The sequence below is a fragment of the Nocardia sp. NPDC059236 genome (genome assembly GCF_042754085.1).
In the GTDB taxonomy this organism is placed as follows: Bacteria; Actinomycetota; Actinomycetes; order Mycobacteriales; family Mycobacteriaceae; genus Nocardia.
On sequence record NZ_JBHZAF010000002.1, the window covers coordinates 744341 to 768956 of the forward strand.

The 24616-nt window shown below is 67.6% G+C and carries 20 protein-coding genes; 4 read left to right on the forward strand and 16 right to left on the reverse strand.

Annotated elements, in window-relative coordinates:
* Positions 1-11: 11 nt before the first annotated feature.
* From ACFXIV_RS08520 to glf, 11 genes are all read right to left on the reverse strand, one after another.
* Positions 12-1055, reverse strand: a complete 1044-nt coding sequence (locus tag ACFXIV_RS08520) for an alpha/beta hydrolase (protein WP_379393104.1) — start codon at positions 1053-1055, stop codon at positions 12-14.
* A gap of 354 nt (positions 1056-1409) precedes the next feature.
* The gene (locus ACFXIV_RS08525) at positions 1410-2414 is read right to left on the reverse strand and encodes an alpha/beta hydrolase (protein ID WP_379393102.1); all 1005 of its coding nucleotides are present in this window, start codon (positions 2412-2414) and stop codon (positions 1410-1412) included.
* 204 nt (positions 2415-2618) lie between these two features.
* Positions 2619-3665 carry an alpha/beta hydrolase gene (locus ACFXIV_RS08530; protein WP_379393100.1) on the reverse strand — a complete coding sequence of 349 codons (1047 nt, stop codon included), beginning with the start codon at positions 3663-3665 and terminating at the stop codon, positions 2619-2621.
* A 149-nt stretch (positions 3666-3814) separates the two neighbouring features.
* Positions 3815-4759 (reverse strand): alpha/beta hydrolase, encoded by a 945-nt coding sequence (locus tag ACFXIV_RS08535; RefSeq protein WP_379393098.1) that lies wholly within the window; start codon positions 4757-4759, stop codon positions 3815-3817.
* Between the two features lie 132 nt (positions 4760-4891).
* Complete coding sequence (locus ACFXIV_RS08540; protein ID WP_379393096.1) at positions 4892-5980, reverse strand: alpha/beta hydrolase; 1089 nt, start codon at positions 5978-5980, stop codon at positions 4892-4894.
* A 336-nt stretch (positions 5981-6316) separates the two neighbouring features.
* Positions 6317-7360 (reverse strand): alpha/beta hydrolase, encoded by a 1044-nt coding sequence (locus ACFXIV_RS08545; RefSeq protein ID WP_379393094.1) that lies wholly within the window; start codon positions 7358-7360, stop codon positions 6317-6319.
* 271 nt (positions 7361-7631) lie between these two features.
* A complete protein-coding gene (zomB, locus tag ACFXIV_RS08550; protein ID WP_379393092.1) occupies positions 7632-9617 on the reverse strand; it encodes a flagellar motor control protein ZomB in 1986 nt (661 codons plus the stop codon).
* Between the two features lies 1 nt (position 9618).
* Positions 9619-10566: a decaprenyl-phosphate phosphoribosyltransferase gene (locus ACFXIV_RS08555; protein WP_379387520.1), complete on the reverse strand. Its 948-nt coding sequence runs from the start codon at positions 10564-10566 to the stop codon at positions 9619-9621.
* 26 nt (positions 10567-10592) lie between these two features.
* The gene (locus ACFXIV_RS08560; RefSeq protein WP_379393091.1) at positions 10593-11177 is read right to left on the reverse strand and encodes a phosphatase PAP2 family protein; all 585 of its coding nucleotides are present in this window, start codon (positions 11175-11177) and stop codon (positions 10593-10595) included.
* The gene (locus tag ACFXIV_RS08565; RefSeq protein ID WP_379393089.1) at positions 11174-13120 is read right to left on the reverse strand and encodes a glycosyltransferase; all 1947 of its coding nucleotides are present in this window, start codon (positions 13118-13120) and stop codon (positions 11174-11176) included. Before ACFXIV_RS08565 ends, ACFXIV_RS08560 begins: the two co-directional genes overlap by 4 nt.
* A complete protein-coding gene (gene glf / locus ACFXIV_RS08570) occupies positions 13117-14313 on the reverse strand; it encodes a UDP-galactopyranose mutase (RefSeq protein WP_379393087.1) in 1197 nt (398 codons plus the stop codon). Before glf ends, ACFXIV_RS08565 begins: the two co-directional genes overlap by 4 nt.
* 437 nt (positions 14314-14750) lie before the next feature.
* Between glf and ACFXIV_RS08575 the strand changes: the two genes are divergently transcribed.
* Entirely contained in the window at positions 14751-15989 is a 1239-nt protein-coding gene (locus tag ACFXIV_RS08575; RefSeq protein WP_379393085.1) for a hypothetical protein, read from the forward strand.
* Between the two features lie 75 nt (positions 15990-16064).
* Here the strand turns inward: ACFXIV_RS08575 and ACFXIV_RS08580 are convergent, their stop codons facing one another.
* Positions 16065-16817: a MerR family transcriptional regulator gene (locus ACFXIV_RS08580; protein WP_379393083.1), complete on the reverse strand. Its 753-nt coding sequence runs from the start codon at positions 16815-16817 to the stop codon at positions 16065-16067.
* Between the two features lie 74 nt (positions 16818-16891).
* Positions 16892-17344 carry a DUF4189 domain-containing protein gene (locus tag ACFXIV_RS08585; RefSeq protein ID WP_379393081.1) on the reverse strand — a complete coding sequence of 151 codons (453 nt, stop codon included), beginning with the start codon at positions 17342-17344 and terminating at the stop codon, positions 16892-16894.
* Between the two features lie 285 nt (positions 17345-17629).
* Here ACFXIV_RS08585 and ACFXIV_RS08590 point away from each other — a divergent pair, with 285 nt between their 5' ends.
* Complete coding sequence (locus ACFXIV_RS08590) at positions 17630-18361, forward strand: S1 family peptidase (protein WP_379393079.1); 732 nt, start codon at positions 17630-17632, stop codon at positions 18359-18361.
* A 116-nt stretch (positions 18362-18477) separates the two neighbouring features.
* Here ACFXIV_RS08590 and ACFXIV_RS08595 read toward each other — a convergent pair whose 3' ends face one another.
* Both ACFXIV_RS08595 and ACFXIV_RS08600 read right to left on the reverse strand, forming a co-directional pair.
* The gene (locus ACFXIV_RS08595; RefSeq protein ID WP_379393077.1) at positions 18478-19116 is read right to left on the reverse strand and encodes an NAD(P)-dependent oxidoreductase; all 639 of its coding nucleotides are present in this window, start codon (positions 19114-19116) and stop codon (positions 18478-18480) included.
* 29 nt (positions 19117-19145) lie between these two features.
* A complete protein-coding gene (locus ACFXIV_RS08600) occupies positions 19146-20084 on the reverse strand; it encodes an EamA family transporter (protein ID WP_379384734.1) in 939 nt (312 codons plus the stop codon).
* A 107-nt stretch (positions 20085-20191) separates the two neighbouring features.
* Here ACFXIV_RS08600 and ACFXIV_RS08605 point away from each other — a divergent pair, with 107 nt between their 5' ends.
* Positions 20192-20692 (forward strand): MarR family winged helix-turn-helix transcriptional regulator, encoded by a 501-nt coding sequence (locus ACFXIV_RS08605; protein ID WP_379393075.1) that lies wholly within the window; start codon positions 20192-20194, stop codon positions 20690-20692.
* A 17-nt stretch (positions 20693-20709) separates the two neighbouring features.
* Here the strand turns inward: ACFXIV_RS08605 and ACFXIV_RS08610 are convergent, their stop codons facing one another.
* Complete coding sequence (locus tag ACFXIV_RS08610) at positions 20710-22140, reverse strand: SpoIID/LytB domain-containing protein (RefSeq protein ID WP_379393073.1); 1431 nt, start codon at positions 22138-22140, stop codon at positions 20710-20712.
* 319 nt (positions 22141-22459) lie between these two features.
* Here ACFXIV_RS08610 and ACFXIV_RS08615 point away from each other — a divergent pair, with 319 nt between their 5' ends.
* Entirely contained in the window at positions 22460-24616 is a 2157-nt protein-coding gene (locus ACFXIV_RS08615) for an N-acetylmuramoyl-L-alanine amidase (protein WP_379393071.1), read from the forward strand.

Here is a 24616-nt window from a genome sequence, read left to right on the forward strand (position 1 = left end):
GGTGGTTCCTACTAGGCGAGACCCAGCGCGCTCAGCATCTGCGGGCGGGCCTTCACCAGCTCGTCGTGCCAGTAGCGCCACTTGTGGGTACCGGTCGCGGTGAAGTCGAACTGGGCCGGAATGCTGATCTGCCCCAGCCGCGCCTGGAAGGCACGGGTGTTCACGCTCGCCAGCGCCTCCAGCGCGATGGCGTTACCGGTGTTGAAAACGTCTGCGGCGGAACCGACGCCGTCGTACGGGCCGGGGATACCGTTACCGGACGAGATGTACATCGGCAGACCCTTGAGCTGCGGCGCGAACACGAACGGGTCCATGCGCAGCCAGGCCGGGCTCCACGGCGCGGCCATCGAGTCGACATTGAAGCGGCCGGCGTCCAGCATGGCCAGACGGATGGCCTCACGCATGCCCGGCGCGGACAGGTTCAGGTAGCCCGACATCGAGGTGGCCTGCTTGAACATGTCGCGGTGGTAGGCGGCCATCATGAGGGCGGCCGAACCACCCATGGACAGCCCCGCGATGGCGGTGTTGTTGCGCGAAACACCGTAGCCGGAAAGGAAATCGGGGAGTTCCCTGGTCAGGAAGGTCTCCCACTTGTAGGTGTACTTCTGACCGTTGGTGTTGGACGGCGACACCCAGTCGGCGTAGAAGCTGGACTGACCGCCGACCGGCATGATGACGTTCACGTCGTCGTTCGCGAAGATGCCGGGGGCGTCGCCCTCATCGGCATTGGCCCACGCATTGCGATCATCGCGGGCACGCATGCCGTCGAGCATGTAGACCGCGGAGCTGCCACCGTTCTTGGCCCACTGCACCTGGACCTTGATCGGGCCCATGCTGGACGGCACCATCAGCTCTTCGAAGCTGCCCGGAATACCGCGGTGCATCGGGCCGAACGCCGGGGCAGCCGAGGCGATGGACGGGACGGCCAGGGAGGCGGTCGGGACCGCGAGCGCCGCCGCGGTGACGGTGGCCGCGACAAGCCGTGTGCGCCAAGCACTCTGCGCACGGCGTCGCGACGAAACTCCTCCCGGCACGGCAGACCTGCCGAAACGCATGGATATTGCTCCTTCTCTACCGCAGCACTGCGCTGCTGCGGTGTCTTAAGTTGTCAATCGCGTACCCCCGGCATGACAAAGCCATGCGCGGACATACGCAATCACCGCTCACAGCGAATCCCGACACTTCCCTGTGAGTGAAGCGCTACCACGGGTTGGTCACACTTGCTCGCTGGAGGGTATTCGACGCTCCGAGCGGTTGGCAAGGCCACGCTAATGAGTGGCTGGTTCAGTGAATCAACTCAGTCACTATCGCATACGACCGTAATGGTGCGGTGACCATATCGCGAATCCCTCGTGATGTCGCGGCAACGTGCAAATCCCTTACGCCGCAAGCAACCTTGGCGGTTTCGCTCAGCCGAGGTTGGCGCTCAGGTCGGGCAGCATCTTGTAGACCTGATCCGACCAGTAGGGCCAGGCGTGCACACCCTCGGCGGTGTAGTCGAACACCGCATTGCTGGGGCCCAGGGAGTCCATGCGCGCCTGGAACGCGCGAGTATTCGTAAGCGCTATGGATTCCAGACCCATCCCGACCGTCACGTTGTACGCGTCCAGCGGGGTTTCCACGACATCCCGCGGACCCGGAACACCGCTGCCGCTGGAGATCCACATCCTGGTGCCGTTGTCCCGCAGCATCGGCGCGATTACGAAAGGATCGTTGCGCAGCCACAATTCGCTCCAGGGCGGCCCCCACATGTCGTCGATGTTGAAGCCGCCCGCGTCCAGCAGCGCCGCCCGCAGGGCCTCCCGCATACCCGGACCTGAAATGTTCAAATAGCCGGAATACGATCCGGCATAACGGAACTGATCCGGGTGATAGGCCGCCAGCACCAGAGCCGCACCACCGCCCATGGACAGCCCGAACACCCCGTTCCCGCGCGGATTGAAGCCCAGCCGGGCGGCGAGCGCTCGGCGCAGGTCCCGGGTCAGGAAGGTCTCCCAGGCATACGGCACGGTCTGGCCATTGGTATCGGACGGGGCCACCCAATCCGAATAGAAGCTGGACTGGCCGCCCACCGGCATCACCACATTGATGTTCCACGCGGTGAGCGCCCGCTCGATATCGGTGTTGAGCTCCCAGCCGGAAAGGTCGTTGCGGGCGCGCAATCCGTCCAGCGCGTACACCACCCGGCGGGTATTGCCGTCATGGGCGCGGAAGATGCGCGACTTGATCGGGCCCATGTCGGAATCGACCCAGAAGTCGTAACCACCCGGATCGAATGACGCATGCGCAGGCGCCATCCCCCCGATTGTCCCAGCCAGCGGAACCGTCACCGCCACAGCCAAAACCGCCAAAACCGCCCGGACCGAACCGGCCATTGACCGCTGCACCCACTCGCGTACCCGAACAGACCGCATCGACTCGCCTTTCACGAGCGTGGTCTCCGATGACCACATCCGAAATGCAGAAGCTGTTGTCGCAGGATCTTTCTTAGGCGCATATTCGGAGTCGACAGGCGGCGAAACACCCCCCGCGACCAAACCGTGATGGATCACCGCCCTGGTGCGAAACACCCGACGGCCGCCGTCCGCGCGGACGGCGGCCGCATCCGGGAGTCGGGTCTATCCGATGTGCGCGGACATATCCGGGATCATTCGATAGGCGTCGTCCTGCCAGTTCGTCCAGGCGTGCAGCCCGGTGGCCGGAAAGTCCCAGACAATGTTCTGCGCGCCCAGGGAGAGCATGCGGACCTGGAAGGCGCGAGTATTGGCCAGCGCCAACGTTTCCAGCGGCGCGCCGCGGATCAGCCGGTCGGCCGCCACGCCGAGCGGGATGTTCAGATCGTCGGGCCTGGGCGCGCCACTGCCGGCGGAGATCCACAGCCGGGTGTTGTTGGCGATCAGGGTGGGTGCGAAGACGAACGGGTCCATGCGCAGCCACTGCGGCCCCCACGGCGGAGCCATGGAGTCCACGTTGTAGCCGCCCGCGTCGAGCATGGCGCTCCGGATCGCCTCGCGCATACCGGGTGCCGAGATGTTCAGGTAGCCGGAGTACGAACCGGCGTAGCTGAAGAAGTCGGGGTGGTACGCGGCCAGGGTGAGCGCGGCGCTGCCGCCCATGGACAACCCGAACACGCCGTTGCGATACGGGTTGAAGCCCAGGCGGTTCTGCAGCTCCCAGCGCAGGTGGTTGGCGAGGAAGTCCTCCCAGGCGTAGCGGTAGCTCTTGCCCGGGCCGCCGCCCATGGACTCGGTGACGCCCGACCCGGTGCCGTAGGCCGCGGATCCGGTGCCCGGCGCGGCTCCGAAGAACGAACTGGGCGCATCCCAGTCGGCGTAGAAGCTGGACTCGCCGCCGACCGGCATCACCACATTGATGTTCTGGTCCGCCATCACCTCGGCGATATTGGTGTTGATCTCCCAGCCGCTCAGATCCTGCTGGGCGCGCATCCCGTCCAGGACGTAGGCGACGCGCTGGGTATTGCCGTCGCGAGCGCGCAGGACGCGGGTCTTGATCGGGCCCATGGTCGGGGAATCGACCCAGAAATCGAAGATGGCCGGGTCGAACGCCGCGGTGGCCGGTGGCGATTCGATCACCGCCATCAGGGGAGCCAGCAGGGCGGCAGCGGCGACGCCCAATACCTTCCGTGTGAAGCCTCGAACCCGCATCGACCCAGCCCTTCTCGGTTTGAGCAGAACATTGATCACGCAGAACAGATCTTCGGTACAACCTGAGTATCGGATGCCCAACTGGGCGTGTCCGGTGCGGTCGCTGCGGCGAGTCGCGAATCGATCCTCAACGATTCGGTACCGCGCCCTCAGCGATCCAGAGCCACGCGCAGGTCTCCCAGCCATTTCCGCTGCGCATCCCTGGCGAGCGCGGAATCGGGGGCCGAAAGTTCGAACATGTGCCAGGCGCCCGGCACATTGCACACCGTAACCGAAGTGCCGGAATCCATGAGCCGGCGGGCATATCCCAGCGCCTCGTCGCGGAGCGGATCCAGGTCGCAGACCAGGACGAAGGTGGACGGAAGACCGGACAGATCGGTCGCTTGCGCCGGGCTGGCGTAGACCGGGACCGCGTCGGCGACCGGCTGCGGCAGGTAGTGCGCGTAGGTCTGGGTCATATCGGTGTTGTTGAGGAACCGGCGGTCGGTGATCGCCCGGGCCGACTCGGTGTCGTGCCGGTGGTCGACAGTCGGGATGTACATCGACTGGTGGGCGATGGCCGGCCCGCCGCGATCCCGGGACAGCAGCGCCAGCGCCGCGGTCAGACCGCCGCCCGCCGACTTCCCGGTGACCGCGATCCGCTCCGGATCCACGCGAAGGTCATCGGCGTTCTCGGCAATCCACTCCAGCGCCGCGTAGCAGTCCTCCATGCCCGCCGGGTACCGATGCTCCGGAGCGAGCCGGTAGTCCACCGAAACGGCCACCGCGCCAACCTGTTCCGCGATGGCGATGGCGGTCCGATCCTCGCCGGGCCGGGATCGGCCGAAGGCGAAGCTGCCGCCGTGGATGTGCAGCACCGCGGGCAGCACGTCCGCCAGACCCTTCGGCCGGTACACGCTGATCGGCACGAGATTGCCGTCGGGCCCGTCGATTTCGAGGTTCTCGATCTCGACCCGCGAGCTGTCCAGCGGCAACCGATCCATCGTCGCCTCGAAGTTGCGGCGGGTGGCCGCGAGGTCATCGAAGAAGTTCGGGCGCTCGGGCATCGCGGCGAGGACGTCCGCGAGTTCGGGATGGACGGCCAGACTGTTCACGATCGCTCCATAATCTCATTGATACCGTTTCTCTGGCACGAAACTATAGTCTCAATGAGAGGATGTCAAGACATGCGAAAAGCCCCCGCCCGAGAAGGCGGGGGCTTTCTGCAGCGTGGAGAGCCGGCGGTGTCAGCCGATATTGGCCGAGAGATCCGGCAGCATCCGGTAGACCTCGGCGTTCCAGTTGTTCCAGTTGTGGACACCGGTCGCCGGGAAGTCGTAGGTGACGTTGCCGGCGCCCAGGGACGCCATCCGCGCCTGGAACGCCCGGGTGTTCACCAGCGCGAGGGCCTCCAGCGGCATGCCCTGGAGCACCGACATCACACCCGAGACGTCACCCGGACCGGGCAGCGCGCTCGCGGCCGAGATCCACAGCCGGGTGTTGTTGTCCTTCAGGCGCGGCGCGAAGACGAACGGGTCCATGTGCAGCCACTGCGGCCCCCACGGCGGAGCCATGGAATCCACGTTGTAGCCGCCGGCGTCGATCATGGCGACGCGAATGGCCTCACGCATGCCGGGCGCGGAGATGTTCAGGTAGCCGGAGTACGAGCCCGCGAAGCTGAACTGATCCGGGTGGTAGGCGGCCAGGGTCAGCGCGCCGGAACCACCCATGGAGAGACCGAAGACGCCGTTGCGGGTGCGGCTGAAGCCGAGCCGGCTCTGCAGCGCGTTGGGCAGGTCCTGGGACAGGAAGGTCTCCCAGGTGTAGCGGTAGCTCTTGCCGGGGCCGCCACCCAGGATCTGGAAGGCGCCCGAGCCCGAGGACGAGCCCGATGCCGAGCCGGAGGCCAGCTTGGAGGAGCCGGAGGACGAGCCGGCGCCGTCACCCACGCCGAGCACGCTGCTGGGCGCGTTCCAGTCGGCGTAGAAGCTGGACTGGCCGCCGATCGGCATCACCACATTGATGTTCGCCGCGGTCAGCGCGTGCGCGATGTCGGTGTTGATCTCCCAGCCGCTCAGGTCCTGCTGGGCGCGCATGCCGTCGAGGGCATAGACGACGCGGGAGGTATTGCCGTCGGCCGCGCGGAAGACGCGCGACTTGACCGGGCCCATGGATGCCGAGTCGACGTAGAAGTCGAACCCGTCGGGGTCCAGTGCCGCGTTCGCTGTGCCGACGCCGACCGCCGACACCCCGAACGGCAGTGCAATCGCCAGCGCCAATCCGACCACGGAATTCTTGAGCCAACCGCGGGATCTGTGACGTCTATCGCCTCGCATTTATTTGTCCGGCCTTTCCGGTCGTTCGGTCTCACCGTGTGCTCGTAACCACGTTTGAGGTCTCGGCGACCCTATCGTGTCTGGGCCAACGAGACGTTATCGGATCGTGACAAAAGTGACGAGCGCCACTGTCGGCGAGGAATGTGGCGCACATCAGCGCCAGCTTGCGACTCGAGAGTCGAATTCCGCCCCCACAGACTCATGCACATCAACTATCACTCCAAATTGCGCGAACCACTCTGCGCGACTTCAGCATCCCCGATAACACAACGCGAATACCGAAGGCGCGCTGCGATTCTCGAAACTCTCAGAGAACTCACCGCCGGCCGGCCCGGTTCACCCGATGTTCGCGGACAGGTCCGGGAGCATCCGATTCAGCTCGGCTTCCCAATTGCGCCAGTTGTGCACGCCGACGGCCGGGAAGTCGTAGACGACATTGCCGCCACCCAGCGCTGCCCAGCGGGCCTGGAAGGCCTTGGTACCGACCAGCGCCACCGCCTCGATACCCATGGCCTCGATGGTCGAGGCATTGATGGCGTCGGTGGACGCGGGCAGGCCGCTGCCCGCCGAGATGAACATCTTGGTGCCGTCGGCCTTCAGCTTGGGCGCGAACTGGAACGGATCCAGGTGCTGCCACTTGAGGTCCTTCGGCCCGGCCAGCGCATCGATGTTGTAGCCGCCGGCGTCCACCATGGCCAGCCGGACGGCGGTGCGCATTTCGGGCAGCGACAGGTCCAGCGCACCGGACAGCGAACCGGCGTAGGCGAATTGGTTCGGGTGGAAGGCCGCCATCATCAGCGCGGAACCGCCACTCATGGACAGGCCGAAGATGCCGTTGCGAGTCGTGCTGAAGCCCAGGCGATCCCGCAGCGCGTTGGGCAGATCGGTGGTGAGGAAGGTTTCCCACCTGTAGGTGTAGGACTTGCCGGGACCGCCGGAAAGTACCTGGGTGGCACCGGATCCGGACTGCACGGAGGCGGTGCCCGCCGGCACGCCGAGGAAGGTGCTCGGCGAGTTCCAGTCGGCGTACCAGCTGGATTGGCCGCCGACCGGCATGACGACATTGATATTGGCGGCCGTCAGCGCGTGGGCGACATCGGTATTGATCTCCCAGCCGTTGTCGTCCTCGCGCGCGCGTTCACCGTCCAGCGCGTAGACCACTCGGTTGGTATTGCCGTCTGCCGCACGGAATACGCGCGACTTGATCGGGCCCATGCTGGAGTCGACGTAGAAATCCATTCCGTCCGGACCGAACGCGGCCTGCGCGGCGGGCGCGCCCAGGACCGCCAGCCCCATCGGCACCATGGTCGCCAATGCCAAGGCCAGCACCGACTTCCGCAACCAGCTCCGCGCCCCACCCTGAACCGTCACGCCCCGCATATTCGGCCTTCCGTCCGTGCGCCCCGGGCCTCACTGTCCACCCGCCCGGGTTCGTATTGCGACAACCGTTGCCGCACAGCGGGTTTCTGGTCGGCGCCGGGAGTACTCGCGGAGCCTATCGCGAAACCCACGCCGGGGTGTTACCAAATCGAGATAGCTAACCACAACTCGCACCCCTGAACGTGACGTTTCGGTCAAACCCCCGCACGGACAAGCGAAGACCCCGCATCCGGACAGGATGCGGGGTCTTTTCACACCTGCAGCGCGCCGATCACCTGGGCGGCGCGGGCGGCGCCGGCTGGGTCGGATCCTCCAGATGGCAGCGCTGGATCTCGTACTTCGGCACCCGGTCGATGCGGTACTTGGCGAAGTCGAACGCCTGCATCAGGTTGTGCCGCCAGCGGTCGAAGGTCAGCGGCGCCCGCGAGGAGGCCAGCATCGCCTGAGTATCCGGGCAGGACAGCGCCGTTCGGGCCTGGTCGCTCCACTTCTCGTCCAGGAACCACGGCATCCACGGGTGCCGGTCCACCATGCCGGTGTCCTCGACCACCCAGTCGGGGTAGAGGTTCTTGTCATGTCCGATGCGGCCGTCGGTGAGCCGATCGGTATGCGAGGCAAGCGGATACGCCAGACCCATCTGGTCGATGACACGCACGTCCAGTGGGACGTTCATGCTGGTCATGCCCAGATTCAGGAAGAAGACCACGTGCTCGCCATTGCCCTCCGGCACTGGCGCGGGCACCAGATACCAGTTCATGAACGAAGGCGAGTTGATCAGCAGCGCACCGTCCGGCGAGTTGGCGATGTCCCGGACCATGGCGCGCATGCGCGGATAATCCAGGTAGTCCTCGGCGCGGATCGGGTGGTCGTGCCCGGTATTGAGCACGTAGTAGATGCGCTCGTCGACAATGCCGTTGGCGCGGATCTTGGTCCCGGTGGTGATGGCGGTGGTGTTCGCCGCGAACAGCGCCCAGCCCGCCGTGCCCACGAAGGCGGCCGCCACGAGTACGAAAGCCCAGTCCAGGCCGCGCATTCCGGACTCACCCCGGCCGAAGCCCCGCGCGGGCCGCAGTGGCAGCACCGACACCGGCAGGAGCAGCAGGAACAGCTGCGGCAGCAGCATGCGGCCGTGCATGAAGTCGCCGCCGACGCGAATCTCGTAGACGGTGAGCAGCACACCGCTGCCGACCATGAGCGTCACGATCGCGGCGGGGGTGCGCAGCCACACGCTGAAACGGTGAATCCGGGCGCGCCAGTTCTTGTCTCCGGCGCCGGCGGTCGCGTCTGCGGCGGCCGGCTGCTCGGCCCGGCGCTGCCGGACCAGCACGATCGCGGCGATCGCCAGCACCAGCAGCGGCAGCCACAACCAGTACGGACCCACCAGGTCCCACATGTAGATGACGCCCTGGTGCCACTTCGCGCCACCGGCGTCCTTGGCCACGGCGGTGTTCGGATAGGGCAGGCCGTAGTAGCCCATCCGCCAGATCTGGTATCCCAGCGGCACCAGGCCGGCCACCGCCACCACCAGGGAGCGGAAAACCCAGGGCCGCAGCCGGGTTTGCGGCACCGGCGCGCAGAACAGGATCAGCAGCGCCGGGGCGCCGACCACCGTCATCTCCGGCCGCACCAGCGGCGCCAGCCCGGCGAAGAACACCAGGCCGAAAAAGCCTGCGGGACGCACCCGTTCGGCCTGACTCCAGCGAATCAGCCCCCACCACAGCACCGCCAGCCAGAAGATGACCAGGCAGTTCTCCAGTCCGGAGGTGGCGTAGTCGCGGGCCGGGGGCAGCGCGATGTAGACCAGCGCGCCCGCGGGCACCAGCAGCGCGGACCGGGTGCCGCCCCACAGCCGGGCCGCGCCCAGCATGGCGAACACCATGGCCAGCACCGAGAGCGTGAGCGTGATGCCGAGCACCACGTACTCCAGCCGCATGTGCGTCAGCCAGCTGAAGAACCAGACGACGTAGGTCCAGGCCGCGCTGGTATTGGTCTCGACGCGTTCGCCCGCATTGAAGACCGGACCGTTGCCCGCCATCAGGTTTCGCACCGTGCGCAGGACGATCAGGCCGTCGTCGGCGATCCAGCGCCGCTGCCACGCGCCGGCCGCGAACAGTGTCGTGGTCAGCACGATCCCACCGATGAACGTGACGCGGGATAGTCGCGAGAAGCGTGCGGAGGCATCCGCACGCCGACGGGCGCGACCGACCGGCAATTGTGCCGTCGGTGCGCCCGTCTCTCGCTCTTCTCCCTCTACCACGTCAGGTGAGATAGACAGCGACACCCAGGGCTCCGATCAAGGCGACTGCGAGGAACTGGAGGACACGGTCCCCCAGGGCGATCTCTTCCGGCTCACCCGCTTCGCCGCCGTCGACGTCCACCGCGTACCGCATGATGGCGATGACGAACGGAATCATGGAGATGGCGAACCAGATGGTGTCCTTGGCGCGATCCTGCTCGAACGCCCACAGACCGTAGAACACGACAACCGCGGTGGCCGACAGCGTCCAGACGAAACGCAGGTAGGTCGGCGTGTAGTACTCCAGCGACTTCCGGATCTTGGCGCCGGTGTCGAGCGCGATCTTCAGCTCGGCGTAGCGCTTTCCGGCCGCCATGAACAGCGAGCCGAACGCCATGATCAGCAGGAACCACTGGGAGAGACGGATATCCGAGGAGACGCCACCGGCGACCGCGCGCAGCAGGAAGCCCGAGGACACGATGCAGATGTCCAGTACCGCCTGGTGCTTGAGACCGAAGCAGTAGGCCAGCTGGATGCCGATGTACACCGCCATCACCACGGCCAGATGCCAGTTCGCGGTGAAGGACAACAGGATCGAGCCGAGCAGCAGCACCGCCGACAGCCCGTAGGCCAGGTTCACCGGCACCACGCCGGCCGCGATGGGCCGGAAACGCTTGGTCGGGTGCGCCCGGTCGGCCTCCACGTCGAGCGCGTCGTTGACCAGGTAGATGCCCGAGGCGGCCATGCAGAACACCACGAAGGCGATGGCGACGTGCCCGAGCACCGACAGGTCGGTGATCACGAGCGTGCCGCCGGCGGTCTTCCCGGCGGCCAGCGGCGCGGCGAGCACCAGCACGTTCTTGATCCACTGCCGGGGGCGCATGGCCTTGATCAAGCCGCCGCCCAACGTCTTCGGCGGTCCCTTGATGACCGCCTCGGCCAGGTCGGTGGTGGTCGGCTCTTCGCTCATGTCAACGGTGGCTCTTTCCTGGGCTGTCACTTGGCGAGTCTCTTTTCGGCGGCGAGCACGGCTGCGGCTGATGCTGCGCCCAGCGCGGAACCCGCGAGCACGTCGGAGGGGTAATGCACGCCGAGGACGACCCGGGAGAGCAGCATCGGCGGGACGAGCACCGCAGGCAAGGGTAGCCCGGTGAGCCTGCCCAGCAACACAGCCGCCGCCGTGGTGGAGGTGGCGTGCGAGGACGGGAAGCTGAGCTTCGACGGCGTCGACACGTTGACCTGCACGGACGGATCGTGCGGGCGGGGGCGGCGGACGATGCGCTTGATGACCACCGAGGCCGCGTGCGCGCCGAACGCACCGACGGCCACGCCCGCCCACTGGCGGCGGCGCGGCTTGTCGAGCAGCGCTCCGGCCGCGGCGATGCCCAGCCAGCCCAGCGAGTGCTCACCGAAATGCGACATACCGCGCGCGGCCTTGACGACCGCCGGGTGCTGCCCGATGGTGCCCTGCACCAGGTTGATGATCTTGACCTCGGCCGGCGACGCGACCGGGGCCGCCGGCGCGTCCGGGACCACGTGCAGGCCGCGGTCCGGGCCGGAAGCAGTATGAGCAGCGGTCATTTGGGTTCGTTTCCTGATTCAGTATCGATACCGAAGACGTTCTCCCACGCGGCCTTGCTCGTGAGCTGCGCGTGCGCGCGACGGTACTGCTCGCGCACCTCCGGGAAGCGCTCGGCCAGCTCCTTGCGCAGGCGCATCGCTTCCTTGAACAGCTCCATGGCCTTTCGCGGATCCCGCTTACGGTAGACGACGCCGCGGCCGTCGGCAGTGGTAACGGTGACACCGTCCACCTGCGAGAGCAGGAACCAGCGCGCGTCCAGCGTGGGCACATTCAGCTGCGGGGTCTCATGGTGCTTCGGGTTGGCCTTGCGGAAGTTGTGCAGCACACCCTTGCCGAGCCGGGCCACCTTGGCGATCGGATTGCCCGGCTCGCCGACCGCGCCCACCTCGGCGTGCGAGGCCAGCGGCAGTTCGGTGGAGGACGGCACGATCACCGCGTCCGGGTACTCCTTGCGCATGGCATGCACCTTGCCCAGCGCGGTCGGCAGCAGCTCGAACAGCTTGTCCGGTCCGGCCAGGTAGTCGCGGATCGCCTCGTTCTGGATGGCGACCGTCGAATACTCCAGGCACAGCAGGTGTTTCAGCGTGGCCTTGATGGTGTTGACCACCATCGGCCGGCCGTCGTTGGGCAGGTGCAGCGACGCCACCACCAGGCGGTTGCGCAGGTGGAAGTAGGCCTGCCAGTCGATGGCGTCGTCCTTGTCGGACCAGGCCATGTGCCACACCGCCGCACCCGGCAGGGTGACGGTCGGGTAGCCGTGTTCGCGTGCGCGCAAACCGTATTCGGCGTCGTCCCACTTGAGGAACAGCGGCAGCGGCTGCCCGATCTCCTCGGCCACCTGGCGCGGGATGACGCAGGTCCACCAGCCGTTGAAGTCGACGTCGATGCGCCGGTGCAGCAGCTTGGAGTTGTCGCGGTCGCGCAGCGGGTTCTTGGCGAAGTCGTGGTCGTACTCCACGTTCGGGGCCGCGGTCCACATGAAGATGGAGCGGTCCACCACCTCGCCCATGACGTGCAGGTGCGAACGCTCCTGCAGGTTGAGCATCTGGCCACCGGTCAGGATGGGCGACTTGGCGAATCGCGAGAAGGCCAGCGCGCGCAGGATGCAGTCCGGCTCGATCTCGATGTCGTCGTCCATGTAGACGATGTATTCGGCGTCGGTGGTCTCGAGCGCCTCGTACATGACCCGGCTGTATCCGCCGGAACCGCCCAGGTTGGGCTGGTCGTGGATGGCCAGCCGGCCGGCCAGGCGGGCCGCGGCCTCGGTGAAGCCGGGCTCGTCGACCACCTTGCGGGTGCCCTGGTCGGGAATGATGACGGCCTTGATCTTCTCCAGCACCAGCGGGTCGGAGCCGAGGGCGGTCAGGGTTTTCACCGCGTCGGTGGGGCGGTTGAAGGTCGGCATGCCGACGGCGATGCTGCCCTCACCCGGCGCCTCGATCGGCGCGTACCAACCGCCGCTGCGCATTTCGACATGGCTGTCGGTGGTGATGTCGAACCAGATCCAGCCGCCGTCCTCGAACGGGCCCAGATCCACCTCGAACTCCACGAAGGCGGCGGCCGCCGCGCCCTCACCGGGCGTGCTGAACTCGTTGCCCTGCACGTGGATTCGCGAACCGTCAGCCTTGGAGCGGTACACGTCCACGCGACCGTGGCCGGACAGCTCCAGCTTCAGCACCACCGACTTCAGCACGCTCCAGCGCCGCCAGTAGCTGGCCGGGACCGCGTTGAAGTAGGTGCAGAAGGAAACCTCCGACTCCGCGCCGATGGCCAGCGCGGTGCGCGTAATGGCATGCGCGCGACGGGAATTGGTCTCGGATTCCTCGAGGTACAGCTTGCGCACGTCCAGGGGTTCACCCGGCCGGGGCAGGATGATGCGCTGGAGCAGGGATACGGCGCGAGTCTCGGTGGTCATGTCTTCCCGCGTGAGTTGGGCGGTCATTCGGCGACGTCCACCAGCGGCGCACCGGATTCCAGGTGCGGGCGCAGCACATTGTCGAACATGCTGAGCGCGGCGCCGATGGCCATGTGCATGTCCAGGTACTGGTAGGTGCCCAGGCGGCCACCGAACAGCACCTTGGCCTCGGTGGTCTCGGTCTTGGCGCGCTCCCGGTAGGCCAGCAGCTTGGCGCGGTCGTCGGGGGTGTTGATCGGGTAGTACGGTTCGTCGCCGGTCTGGGCGAAGCGCGAGAACTCGCGCATGATGACCGTCTTGTCGGTCGGGTAGTCGCGCTCGGGGTGGAAGTGGCGCGGCTCGATGATGCGGGTGAACGGGACGTCCGCATCGTTGTAGTTCATGACCGAGGTGCCCTGGAAATCACCGGTTTCCAGCACCTCGGACTCGAAATCGATGGTGCGCCAGCCGAGCTCGCCCTCGGCGTAGTCGAAGTAGCGGTCCAGCGGGCCGGTGTAGACGACCGGGGCGTCCGGGTTCTGGGCGCGGATCTCGTCACGCACCTCGAACCAGTCGGTGTCCACTCGGACCTCGATGAGGTCGTTCTCGGCCATCTTCGACAGCCACGCGGTGTAGCCGTTCTTCGGCAGGCCCTCGTAGGTGTCGTTGAAGTAGCGGTTGTCGAAGGTGTAGCGGACCGGCAGGCGGGTGATGATCCCGGCGGGCAGCTCCTTCGGGTCGGTCTGCCACTGCTTGGCGGTGTAGTCGCGGATGAACGCCTCGTAGAGCGGGCGGCCGATCAGCGAGACGGCCTTCTCCTCGACATTGGTGGCGCCCTGGGTCTCGATCTCGGCGGACTGCTCCGAGATCAGCGCGCGGGCCTCGTCCGGGGTGAAGTAGCGGCCGAAGAACTGCGACAGCAGGCCCAGTCCCATCGGGAACTGGTACGCCTGGCCCTTGTGCATGGCGAAGACGCGATGCTGATAGCCGGTGAACTCGGTGAACTGGTTGACGTAATCCCACACGCGCTTGTTCGAGGTGTGGAACAGGTGGGCGCCGTACTTGTGGATTTCGATGCCGGTTTCCGGGTCCGCCTCTGAGTACGCATTGCCACCCAGGTGATAGCGGCGTTCCACCACCAGAACTCGCTTGCCGAGCAGGTTGGCGGTGCGTTCTGCGATGGTCAGCCCGAAGAAGCCGGAGCCGACGACGATGAGATCGAACGGGGATGCGACGGTCACGGGTGCCCAGACTACTGTGTCCAATTGCCCTCCGCTTCGCTCCGGGCGGTTCGCGGCCCTGCAAGCTCGGTCTTCCCTCCTCCGCTCCTCCGCTTCGCTCCCCGCTCCGTCAGTCCAGACCGAGCCGGGCCGCGAACCATCAGTTTTGCCCCTCTTTGGGCTTTTGCCCCTCTTTGGGCTTTTGCCCCTCTGTGGGCCTTTGCCCCTCTGTGGGCCTTTGCCCCTCTGTGGGCTGTTGTGCAGCGGGCTCGGTTCAGTGGCGTGCGCCATCCCGGCGAGCGCGAAAGGTCGCAAGGTTTTTGCGCAGAGTTCACGTAATCGCAGACAGCGGCGTCACGGGAGCTGTATTACATATCGACTCGAAATTGAACGTCTGACCAGTTCCGTGCCGTGTGCTTCGCGCGCGTGCCGTTCGCTCGACCCGGAAGACCACGTACATGCGCCTCGCACGCCTCGCCCCGCTCGTGGGCGCGCTGACCATCACCGCCCTGCTGGGCACCGCCGCCCTGATCCCCGCCGCCGCCCCCGCCCGCGCCGACGACGGCGACGGCGACACCACCCTCGCCGCCGCCGAGATCGCCGACGCCGGCGATGTCTGCGGCGAGCCCGGCGCAGCCACCTTCGACGACGTCATCACCGCAGCGGCCACCGCCATCCGCACGGTGGTCCCGGCCGAGCAGCAGACCGCCTACGACCGGTCCGTCGACGACTTCCGGCAGAACGTCGCCGCGATCCACGTGCACCGCCACGGCTTCCTGCCGCTGAGCCCGGACGAGGTGAACGATCGCACCCAGTTCCTCGACGACCCGATCGTCACCTACATCGTCAACAACCTCGACGCCATCAAGACCGGGCAGGTGCACCAGACCATCGCGCTCTCGCAGCTGAAGGTTCGCGACGTGGTCGAGGTCTTCATCCTGGCCACCCGGATCGTGAAGATTCCGGCGCAGTTCGCCTCCAGCCTGGTGCCGACCGTGGGCTTCGTGCTCGAGCCCATCGTGGGCGCCATGTTCAACGGCGTGAAGTCGCTGGCACGCGCGGTGCAGTCGCAGCTGTCGGTGGGCTGCGGAGCCAACGGCGTCTACCAGAAGCTGCAACTCGACCTGCCCGATGAGCACGTGGATGTGCCGCAGCCGCTCATCGACCTGGCCAACCAGCTGATCAAGGCCGACGGCAGCTGCACCCCGCTGGCCGAGCTGAAGACCTCCGAACTGGTCGAGCGCACCCGCAACTTCCTCACCACCGCCGCCGGGCTGCCCGTCGACCCGGCCGCCGTGAACGCCAATGCCGATGCGCTGCAAGGCTTCCTGCAGAGCAACCGGGTCGCCGACGTGATGATGCTGCGCCGCACCGAGCAGCTCGGGCCGATCGTGGACGCGCTGGACTACGGCCCACTCACCTTCCTGGCCAACCTGGGCTTCGACATCTACGAGGGCCGCGCCCTCAACACCGTGCCCTTGGCGGATGTGAAGGTGGAGAACGTCTTCGCGCTCATCACCTTCGCGCTCGACACCACCAGCCTGCTGCTCACCGTCGGCAATACGATCGCCGGATTCACCGGCGTGGCCTCGACCATCACGACTCCGCTGGGCATCGCCCAGACCATCGCCTTCGCGCCCGCCACCTACGGTGCGCCGATCCTGCGCGGTGTCATGCAGTCCGTGTGCGCGGCCTGACCCGGCATCGACACGGAACAGCCGCCCGGCCGAAGGACCGGGCGGCTGTTGGTTTTCCGGCTCGGCGTCGCCCGATCACAGTCGTGCGGCGTACACGCGCATCGCGTCGCGGACGTACTCGGCGGTTCCCTCGCCGTGCTTGTCGTAGTTCTTCGCGAATCGTGGGTCGGCCACGTACATGTCACCGAGACCGTTGAAGTACTGGGCATTGACGGGTCCGCCCGTCGGAGTCGTACCGAGCCAGTCGTAGTGGCGTTGCACGATCGCCTGTACCTCGTCGCTGTCGACCGGGACTCCGTCCGCGTGGGCGCGGCCGTAGTCGGCGGCGATATCCACGTGGGTCTGGAGGTGGGCCTTCTTCTCGGCCTCGCTCATGGAGTTCCACCAGCGGTCGCCACTCTCCCAGGCGTCCTTGCCCCAGCGTTCGATGACCTCGTCCCGGTACCGAGCATGGTCGAATCCGTCGAATACCTCGTTCGCCATCAGTTGCTCACCTGCTTCCGTTTTGCGCAATGTGGTTTGCACCGAGGTGATTTGCCGCGCGATCCGGTCCTGCTCGTGTTTCAGCAATTCCAGATGGGTGCGCAGGGCGGCAGCGGTGTCCTTTTGCCCGGCGAGGACTTCGGCGATGGCCGGCAGGCCCAGGCCGAGTTCCCGGAGCAAAAGGATGCGCTGCAACCGTACGAGGGATTCCTGGTCGTAATAGCGATAGCCGTTGGATCCGATCCGGCTGGGCGGCAGCAGCCCGAGGTCACCGTAATGCCGCAGGGTGCGGCTGGTGGTTCGGGCCATTTTGGCCAATTCCTGGATGGACCATTCGGCTGCCACGTTCGGGCCTTTCGTTTCCCCTCGTTCTCCTCGACGAATTCAGGATGCAAGTTGACGTTGCGTCAAGGTCAAGCCTAGGCGCCGTCGGTGCACTGGGAGTAGCGGATGTGCACGCCCTGCTTCGCCGGGGCCGAGCTGCCGAACATGGCGGGCGGCGACGGCAGCCAGTTGGTCAGCCGGGTCATGGCGTCCTGCTCGGCGTCGGCGCGGTTGCTGCCCGAACCGCCGTAGTAGTAGGTGTGGTCGTCGCTCTCGGCGATGGCGCCGCAGCCGTCCCGGAACTGCACCATGATCTTGCAGCCGCGGTGCCCGCACTGGCCCAGCGCGTCGGCGTCGGAGCGGCCCCAGCTCGGGTAGTTCCAGGCCGCGCCGTAGAAGGTGCCGCCGTCGGTGCTCATCGCGAGCGAGCCGTACAGCGAGCCGTCCGGTCCGCGCTCGGCGCTCGCGGTGCCGGCCCCCACCGTCGAAACCAGCACCGCGGCGGCGGAAACGAACATGGTCAGGGCGAGTTTGCCCGAAAAAGCCATTGGAAATTCTCCCCATTCGGCAGCGGCGAAAATGGCCGCTCCGGTTGCACTCCCGTGGTGCGATCACCACTGCCGGAGTTCTATCACGGGCCACCGACACGGCCAAGTCGGTTTCGCGCCGGAACGCGCTGCCGCGCAAAGCGTTCCGAATAGGCCGTCGAATCGGTCGGCCCGGACGTGACTTGCGCCGGGTAGACGGGCGTGACATGCTCCACGCGCGCGCAACCGGACTCCCGATTTCCGCGCGCGCACGAATTTCGATATTCGGGGGATGAGGAAAACCCAATGTTGTCTGCGGGCCGCGCCCGAGTTCTGTCCTGGGCGGCCGTGGCCGCCACCGCCGTGAGCTCCACGCTCCTGTTCGCCGGGCCCGCGGACGCGGCCGCACCGGTGGTGCTCGGCGGTGGTTCCGGCGTCTACGTCGAGGACCTCACCGACTCCAGCTCGGTCAACGACTGCACCATCACCGCCATCGGCTACGACAACAAGAACCAGCTCGTGGGCCTGACCGCCGGCCACTGCGGCGAGGTCGGCGCACGCGTCGCGGCCGAGTACACCCGCTCCGGGGGCATCGGCGTCGTCGCCGAGAAGGGCGAGGAGATGGACTGGGGCATCATCGTGTTCAACCCGGACCGGGTGAACCCGACCCGTCAGGTCGCGCAGTCGGTCATCAATTCGGTCGGCGCGCCGCCGCAGATCGGCGAGAACGTCTGCAAGAACGGCCGCACCACCGGCTTCACCTGCGGCCCGGTCTGGGAGACCAAGTCCACCTACTTCCGCAGCCAGGTGTGCGCCAACCACGGTGACTCCGGCGCGCCGGTGCTGCGCGGCGACCAGCTGATCGGCATGGTGGTGGCGGGCACCGACTTCGACGCCGGGCCGGTCAGCATCGAGCTGCCGCTGTGCACCGGCGGCGGCAACCTGATCCACGAGCCGGAGCTGGCCACCAATATCAGCACCGTGCTGGCGGATATCGACCGCCACGGCGGGGCGGGCGCGGGCTTCCACGTCGCCTGATCTCCGAGACAGTTCTACGCCGCGGGGCGTGACCGGGTACTCCGGTCACGCCCCGCGGCGCGTTCGACAGGTATTCGGTTGTGCCGTGCGGCTTTTCAGTAGCCGACGGTGAATCTTCAGTAGCCGACCGTGAACCGGGTCCGGTGGTGCGCGGGCTGCTCGATCTCGTCGAGCAGGGCGATGGCCATGTCCTCCATGGAGATCGCCGAATTGCCCTGGTCGTCGGTGAGCAGGTCGTCCCGGCCGAGGCGGTAGGCGCCGGTGCGCTCGCCGGGTTCGAACAGTGCCGCCGGGCTGACATAGGCCCAGTTCACCGCGTGCGGGGTCGTCCGGAACACCTCGAGCTGGCGGCTGCCGCCCTCGGCAATGGGCACCAGCTCGGCCGGGAAGCCCGGCTGCTCGGTGAGGGTCTTGCCGGTCCCCGCGACGGTGAGGCTGCCCGCGCCGCCGATCACCAGCAGCCGAATCCCGCTGTCCGCCAAGCCTTCCAACAGCGCGGCGGCGACCTCGACCAGTTCGTGTTCGCGACCCGGGGCCGGGCGGGTCGCGCTGACCACGACATCGCTGCCGGCCGCCGCCTTCTCGACATCGGCGGGATCGGCGGCATTGCCGGTCCACACCTCGACCTGCGCGGGCAGCTCCCGCAGCCGCTCGGCGGTGCGAGCGACCGCCCGCACCCGGTGACCCCGGCTCAGCGCCTCGGCCACGACCCGGCTCCCGGCGTCTCCACTCGCTCCGAACACTGTGATCTGCATGGTCTTTCGCTCCTTATCGAGGGTTCGAATCAAGCCGCGACGCGGTTCTTGGGAGTGTCGTCATCGGTCTGCGGCGCGGGTTCCGTTGTGCGGGGCGCGGATCCGGTCTGGCCGAGCAGGGTGCCGCCCAGCGCGATGGCCATGCCCAGGATCTGCAGCGGGGCCAGCGCCTGACCGAGCGCGGCCCAGCCGATGACGGCCGCCGACAGCGGGCTGAGCAGACCGAGGAAGGCCACCGAGGTGGCATTGGCCTTGGCGATGCCGCGGAACCACAGCGCGTATGCAGCGGCGGTGCCGATCAGGCCGAGGTAGAGGTAGCCGCCGATGGCCCGGCCGTCCAGCGCGGGCGGCGCGCCCTCGGCGATGGCGGCGACCGGCAGCAGCAGGAGTCCGCCGGCGGTGAGCTGCCAGCCCGTCATGGCCAGCGGGCCGATGCCCTCGGGCCGTCCCCAGCGCTTGGTCAGCACCGTGCCCCCCGCCATGGCGATGGCGGCCACCAGCCCGGCGATGATGCCGAGCGTGTCGAGAGTGGCGGTGGCCCTGAGTACTACGAGTGCCACGCCGGCCAGCCCGATCAGCGCCGCCGCCACCTTGCGCACGGTGAGCCGCTCATTGAGGCCGAGGGCGGCGAACCCGACCGCGAACAGCGGCGCGGCCGCTGCGAGTACCGCCGCCACCCCGCCCGGCAGCCGATAGGCGGCCACGAACAACAGCGCGGTGAAGACTCCGATGTTCAGCCCGCCCAGCACCAGCGCGCGTGGAATCCATTGCCCGTGCGGCAGTTTCCGCGTGATGGCGAGCAACAGCAGCCCCGCGGGCAGCACCCGCATGAGCGCGGTGAACATGGGCCGCTCGGGCGGCAGGAACGTCGTGGTGACGGCGTAGGTCGACCCCCAGACCAGTGGCGCGAGCCCGGTGAGGGCGAGCGTCCCGGCGAGTCCGGCGGCTCCGGCGCGTGTGGTGGTCATCGATAGCTCCTCATTGATAATCTCAACGTTGAGATAACACCATCCAGATACCTCACCGTCAAGTATCTCAATGTTGAGATTTATTCCGCCCCGAGAGGAGACCGCCGGTGCCCGACGCCGTCGACCAGATCACCGCCGCCTGGCGTCAGCAGCGCCCCGACGTCGACACCTCCCCCATGGAGATCTTCGGCCGCCTCGCCCGCCTGGGCCGCATCGTCGACCGCGAGCTCTCCGACTTCTTCCGCACCCACGGCCTGGAACGCTGGGAATTCGACGTCCTCGCCACCCTCCGCCGCTCGGGCAACGAATCCGGCCTCAGCGCAGGCGCCCTCAACAAGGCCGCCATGATCACCTCCGGCGCCATCACCAACCGCATCGACCGCCTCACCGCCAAAGGCTGGGTACAACGCGTCCCCGACCCCAAGGACCGCCGAGCCATCCAAGTCCACCTGACCGACTCCGGCCGAGCCCTGATCGACCGAATCCTCCCCTTGCACATGGAAAACGAACAACGCCTCCTGGCCGACCTCTCCCCGGCCGACCGCAAGGCCCTGATCCCTCTACTCCGCAAGTTCGCCGAATCCCTCGGCGACCTCACCCTGGACTGAACTACTGGCCGAAACCGCTAGTGCGCCAAGGCAGGAGGGATCGGTTGCGCCGGAGCGTCGGCCGGGACAGGGGCCGGGGAGGTCGGCGGGTTGGGTGTGGAGGCGGTCCGGGGGGCCGGAGTCGCGGTCCGGATCACCAGGTTGACCGGGCCCGAGCTCGCTGGTGCCGGGGCGGTACGGGGGTTCGAAGGCGTGGAGTTGGGGTCGGCGCTGCCGGGGGACGGCAGGGGGATGGTGATCCGTGAGCGGTCGTCGGGGGTGGGGCGCAGCGGAATCGCCGGGGGGACATTGCCCGGGGTGACGGGAGTTCGGGTGCCGGGGACGGTGTTGGTCGGGTCGGTGTAGGTCGGGACCATTGCGTCCGGGGCCGCAGCGCCCGGCGTGATGGGGTTCGTGGTGGTGGCGTCCGGGGTTGCGGGGGCTGCCGGGTCGGATTCCGTTGGGGTGGGCTGGGTTTGGGTGGACTGCGGGTCGAGGAAGGGGAGGTTGGGGTCGGCGGGGGTTGCGGCGGCGGGGAAGTCGGTGAGGGCGGGGCCGACCTCCATGGCGGAGGCGGGGGTGGGGAGGCCGCCGTCGGGGGCGGCGGAGTATTCGGCGCGCAGGATGTGGTTGTCGCGCACCAGGACTCGGCCGGAGGTGGCCTCGACGGCGCTGGTGGTGCGGGAATCTTCCTTGTCGGTGCCGAGGTACATCTGGCAGTCGGTGGTGTCGCAGGTCTGGGCGTAGGAGTAGCGGTCTTCGGCGAGGGCGTAGGAGCGGGCGGCGATGGCCTGGGCGCGCAGGGCCTCGGCGCCGCCCTGGTCGGCCCAGCCGGGGACCATTTCGGCGGGGACGACGCCCTTGAGGTAGTCGTCGAGGTCGACCTCGTTGACGGTGCGGGGGGAGCCGTTCTCCAGGGCGACGCCGAGGACGCCACGGTAGGCGTTGCCGCCGCAGATCTCGAGTTGTTCGCCGGCGGGGCGGTCGGTGCCGTCGGTGACGGGGTAGGCCCACGGGTCGTCGGTGCTGCCCTCCCAGAGGGTGTTTCCGTCGCAGCCCTGGGTGATGGTGACGTCGGCGCCGGTGGCGGTGGGCGTCAGATGCGCGGCCTGGCCGGGGATGACACGGCGGCCGGCGACGTAGAAGACGGAGTCGGAGGCGAGATCGAGGGTCTTGTCGTCCTGCTCCATGAGGCGGACGCGGACCGTGGTCCGGCCGACGTCGGCGAGATCGGCTCCGGAGTAGTAGGTGGCCAGGATGCGGTCGGCGTTCCAACCCGCGACGGCCTTGTCGAAGGCGCCGTTCTGGCTCAGGCCGCGCCCGTGACCGGCGCCGGCGGTGAAGAGGAAGGCATTGTCGGGCCAGGCCCAGACCAGTACTGCGGTGCCGCCGGCGGTGGCCGCGACGGCGAGGGAGAGGGTGAGCAGACCGCGCCGGCTACGGCGCTTGGCTAGGTACCCGTTCGGCATGTCATACCCGTTCTGTCGAGAGCCGAAGCTACATTCGAGTTACCCCGAAGCTAAGCCTCAACCATACGTTCAGGGAATGTGACAGTAGGGACTAGTGTGATCGTTGATGCGCCAAGTAGCAAGCCTGTGCTCCGGGCGCGGTTGGACGGATTTACCTGAATGGGAGATGCTTGTGCCGTATCGCAAACCGAAACCTGCCTATACGCTCCCGGTCATCACCGTCCTCGCGCTGTCCGCTCCCGTCGGCATTCTGGCGCTGAGCGATTCCCGGGACGTCCGGAACACCGATGAAAGCAATTGGGCAGCTATACCTGCACAAATGGCAGAACTCGCCCTGGACTCGGCGCCCGACATCGTGCTGCCGCTGCGTGAGCTCACCGGGCTGGACCTGCCCGACCTACGCCTGTCCGATCTGCGAATGTTGCCGCTGCCCAAATCGATTCCGATCCCGCCGAATCTCATTCCGGGCGTCCAACTACCCAGCGAGATTCCACTACCGCGGCTGAACGACTCGCCGCAGCAGCCCGTCGGGCCCGCATCCGACACCGGGCCGCACGTCACCCGACCCACCCTCCCGGGCTCGCTCCCCAACGCCACCATCGTCACCCCCGGTTCCGCCCGGCCGACCGGCCCGGCCGCGGGCGCGCCCGGCTTCATCGCCGAACCCGGGCCCGAGGTCTCCGGGCCGCCGGGCGCCGAAACCCCTTCCGCGCCAGTGGCTCCCGCGGCCACACCGGCTCCCGGCAGTCGAACACCGGTCGCCCCGGCCGATTCCGGGGTTCCGGCGCCGATCCCGACCGCCGACAATCCGGCCGCGCCCGGCCCGCATCCCGTGCCCGGTCTCACCGGTGACCTGCGCACCCCCGCGCTGAACGCGGGCGCGGTGCCCGCCGACCTGGTCGACAAGGTCGGCGCACAGGTCAAGGAGCTGACCCGGGACACCCCGTTCAGCATGGTCGCGCTCACCGCGCCGGACCTGGCCGGCACCACCACCATGCTCCGCGCCCAGCGTCCCGACGGCACCTGGGGACCCTGGTACGACGCCGAAACCGAGAACGGCAAGGACCATCCCGCGCCGGGCAAGCGCACCGGCACCGAGCCGATCTACGTCGGCAATACCAAGACCGTGCAGATGCTGGTGACCCGCAAGCCGGCCGCCGCGCCCGCCGAACCCAAACCGCTGGACGACGGATCGGCCGATCCGGCGCAGATCAATCTGGAGAAGCTGGCCGCGGTGCTGATCGATCCGGGCCGCGGCAGCATCGACGAGAACCTGCAGACGGTGGCGGCGCCGCTGCCCGGCGGCGGGCCCAAGGTGATCACCCGCGCGCAGTGGGGCGCGGACGAATCGCTGCGCTGCGAGGAGCCCACCTACGACGACGGCGTCTCCGCGATCACGGTGCACCACACCGCGGGTCGCAACGATTACACCAAGGCCGAGTCCGCGGGCATCGTGCGCGCCATCTACTCGTATCACGCGAAGACGCTGGGCTGGTGCGACATCGGCTACAACGCCCTGGTCGACAAGTACGGGCAGATCTTCGAGGGCCGCTACGGGGGCCTGGACCGGCCGGTCGAGGGCGCGCACGCGGGCGGCTTCAATATCAATACCGCGGGCGTCGCGCTGATGGGCGACTACGAGGACGAGGCGCCGACGGACGTGTCCATCCAGGCGATCGGCAAGTACATCGGCTGGCGGGCCAAGGTGGCGGGCATCGATCCCGAGGGTCAGACCACCATGTACTCCGAGGGCAGTGACTACACGAAATACGCTCTGGGACAGGCGGTCAAGCTGCCGAACATCTTCGCGCACCGCGATGTCGGCAACACCACCTGCCCGGGTGACGCCGCCTACGCCCTGATGGACAAGATCCGGCAGATCGCCGAGGACGTGGCGGCCGGCACGAACACGCCCGAGGATCCCGGTCCGACGCGGGTCCGTCCCGGCCAGAACGCGGGCAATCCGCAGCCCGCCCCCGCTCCCGACGCCGACAGTCAGGCGGATCTGGCCGCCCTGGCCGATCTCACCCAGAAGATCCTGAACATGCTCGACCGCAGCCCGGTGGCTCGCTACTGGAACGATCAGGGTGGCGCGAACGGCCCACTGGGACAACCGAAAGCGGAACCGATCGACTTGGCGGACGGCGGCCAGTACGGCCAATTCACCAATGGCTACGTGTATTCCTCGCCGACCGGTCAGATCTTCTCGGTGGTCGGGAAGATTCTGGAGCGCTTCCTGCAATTGGGTGCGGGCACAGGCCTTCTCGGCCTGCCCACCAGTAATGAATATCCGGTCCAGGACGGCCTCCGCACCGACTTCCAGAACGGCGCCCTGATCTTCAACAAGCTCACCGGAATCGTCACCACCGTCCTGAAGAACTACGGCGCCGTCCAGGACCCCATCCCCGGCAAGTCCATCCCCGCCCCCGGCACGCCCGCCCAGGCCGCCCCCATTCCCGCGGCCGCGCCCAACTAG